This window comes from Saccharomonospora saliphila YIM 90502 (genome assembly GCF_000383795.1).
Lineage (GTDB): Bacteria > Actinomycetota > Actinomycetes > Mycobacteriales > Pseudonocardiaceae > Saccharomonospora > Saccharomonospora saliphila.
This window is the reverse complement of sequence record NZ_KB912593.1, coordinates 2,609-5,089: the sequence shown is the minus strand read 5'-3', so window position 1 is coordinate 5,089 and position 2,481 is coordinate 2,609. Positions and strand designations below refer to the sequence as shown.

Sequence of the window (2,481 nt, the reverse complement as noted above, 5' to 3'; positions counted from 1 at the left end):
TGCCTCAGCCAAAGCCGCTCCGCCACGTCGGGTGCCGCGCACATCGGGTGCCGCGCGGAACGCGCCCGCGCCGAAACGGCGTCCTGCGCGGCGCGGCCCCGGATCGCGGGCGGCGGTGACGTCACGAGGAGCGAGACGGAGGAACCGGACATGGCACACCGCGAGCGAATCCGGATGAGTCCGGGCGAGGTCAGCGACTACCTCGCCGCGCGACGCGTGATCACCCTCGCCACGACCGGACCGAACGGCAGGCCGCACCTGGCACCGCTCTGGTACGTCCCCCGGGAGGAGGGCGTGGCGAGCTGGACCTACGGCAAGTCCCAGAAGGTCGTCAACCTGCGCCGCGACCCGCGCGCGACGGTGCTCGTGGAGTCCGGCGACCGCTACGACGAGCTGCGTGGTGTGTCGATGGAGTGCGACGTCGAGCTCGTGACCGACCTCGACGCGGTCACCCGCCTGGGCCTTTCCCTGGCCCACCGGTACACGCCGGATGCCGACGACGCGACGCTGCGCCGGATCGTCGCCGCGCAGGCGCCGAAGCGGGTGGGCCTGATCTGCAGGCCGACCAGGACCGTGAGCTGGGACCACGCGAAACTCCGCGACGCCCACTGACCCGAGCCGGGCCGGTCCACCGGGCACCGGCCCGGCTCGCCCGTGTCGGCGATTCCGTGCGGACACCAGCCGCAGAGGGCGAACGGAGCAGGTGACACCGCCCGGAGGACCACTCTGTGTGGCCCGCTGTCGCCCTGATCGAGCATCACGCGTGGTGTGTGATCGATGTCATAATGCGCGGAAAGGAGGTGCGCATGAAGACCACGGCAGCGGTCCTGTTCGGTCCGGACCAGCCCTTCGAGATCCTCGAACTCGACCTCGACGGGCCCGGCCCCGGCGAGGTCCTGATCCGCTACACCGCGTCCGGCCTGTGTCACTCCGACCTGCACATGATCGACGGCGACCTCACGCCGCGCTTTCCCATCGTCGGTGGGCACGAGGGTTCCGGCGTCATCGAGGACGTCGGGCCGGGTGTCACGCGAGTGGTACCGGGCGACCACGTGGTGTGCAGCTTCATCCCGAACTGCGGACGGTGCCGCTACTGCGCGACCGGCCGCTCGAGCCTGTGCGACATGGGCGCCACGATCCTGGAGGGGAGCATGCCCGACGGGACGTTCCGGCTGCACGCCGACGGGCGGGACTTCGGCGCGATGTGCATGCTCGGAACCTTCTCCGAACGGGCGACGATCTCCGAGCACTCCGTCGTCAAGATCGACGACTGGCTCCCGCTGGAGACGGCGGCGCTGGTCGGGTGCGGCGTGCCGACCGGCTGGGCGAGCGCGAACTACGCGGGCGGGGTCCGCGCGGGCGATACCACGGTCGTGTACGGCATCGGCGGAATCGGGATCAACGCCGTGCAGGGCGCGGCCCACGCGGGAGCGCGGCACGTCGTGGCGGTGGACCCGGTCGAGTTCAAACGGGAGAGCGCGCTGCGCTTCGGCGCCACGCACGCCGTCGCCACCGCCGCCGAGGCCGCCGCCGCGGTGGCCGAGCTGACCTGGGGACAGATGGCCGACCAGGCGCTGGTCACCGTAGGGGTCGTGGACGAGCAGGTGATCACCGACGCCTTCGACGTCGTCGGCAAGGGCGGGACCGTGGTCGTGACCGGGCTCGCCGACCTGGAGAAGCTGACCGTGCACCTCTCCGGCGGTGTGCTGACCCTCTTCGAGAAGACGGTCAAGGGGACACTGTTCGGCTCAGGCAACCCGCAGTACGACATCGTCAAGCTGCTGCGCCTCTACGACGCGGGCGCGCTGAAACTGGACGAACTGGTGACCAAGACCTACTCGCTGGACGAGGTCAACGAGGGGTACCGCGACCTGCGCGACGGCGCCAACATCCGGGGACTGATCGTGCACGGGCCCGGCTGATCCGGGCCGACCGGCTCCCGGCCCGGATCAGCCGGGAAGCAGCGAGCCCAGCACCGGGGTGAACTCCCGCACCGTGCGTTCGTCGACCGCGCCCTCCACGTAGTAGGGGTCGGCGTCGATGATGCGCTGGAGGTGCTCGCGGTCGGTCGCCTGGTACAGCGCCATCCCTCCGGTGTCGCCGTCCAGCGGCCCCGCGAGCGCCACGACACCCTGCTCGGCGAGGGCGGAGAGGTACTCGCGGTGCCGTGGTCGCACCTCGGCGAACTTCTCACGCACGTAACGCTGCTCGACCACGAACCAAGCCATGCCGCCTCCTCACGCGCCGTACCGGTGGCGACAACCGTAGTACGCGGGCGAGCGGGTCGGCCCGGCCCGGCCGCGCATTGGGAGTCCAGGTCCGGAACGGATACGCTGGGTCGCGCAGGAGTCCTGCAATGGGGCTCGTCAGGGCACCGTCGAGGATGGGCAGGTTTCGATGCACGGCAGCGCCGAGCCCATGCGCCACCACGGCGCGCCGGACCGGCACAGCGCCCCCGCGCCGGACCGGCACAGCGCGCCC

Annotated in this window: 3 protein-coding genes; 2 read left to right on the top strand and 1 reads right to left on the bottom strand. The window is 71.3% G+C overall.

The features are described 5' to 3' along the window. The first annotated feature begins 150 nt into the window (after positions 1-150). Both SACSA_RS0100220 and SACSA_RS0100215 read left to right on the top strand, forming a co-directional pair. Positions 151-612 carry a TIGR03618 family F420-dependent PPOX class oxidoreductase gene (locus SACSA_RS0100220; RefSeq protein ID WP_028661380.1) on the top strand — a complete coding sequence of 154 codons (462 nt, stop codon included), beginning with the start codon at positions 151-153 and terminating at the stop codon, positions 610-612. Between the two features lie 194 nt (positions 613-806). Beyond that, positions 807-1,922 carry an NDMA-dependent alcohol dehydrogenase gene (locus tag SACSA_RS0100215; RefSeq protein ID WP_019812534.1) on the top strand — a complete coding sequence of 372 codons (1,116 nt, stop codon included), beginning with the start codon at positions 807-809 and terminating at the stop codon, positions 1,920-1,922. Between the two features lie 27 nt (positions 1,923-1,949). On the opposite strand, the gene SACSA_RS0100210 is transcribed toward SACSA_RS0100215, so the two are convergent. Next, positions 1,950-2,228 carry a YciI family protein gene (locus SACSA_RS0100210; protein ID WP_019812532.1) on the bottom strand — a complete coding sequence of 93 codons (279 nt, stop codon included), beginning with the start codon at positions 2,226-2,228 and terminating at the stop codon, positions 1,950-1,952. Positions 2,229-2,481 lie beyond the last annotated feature (253 nt).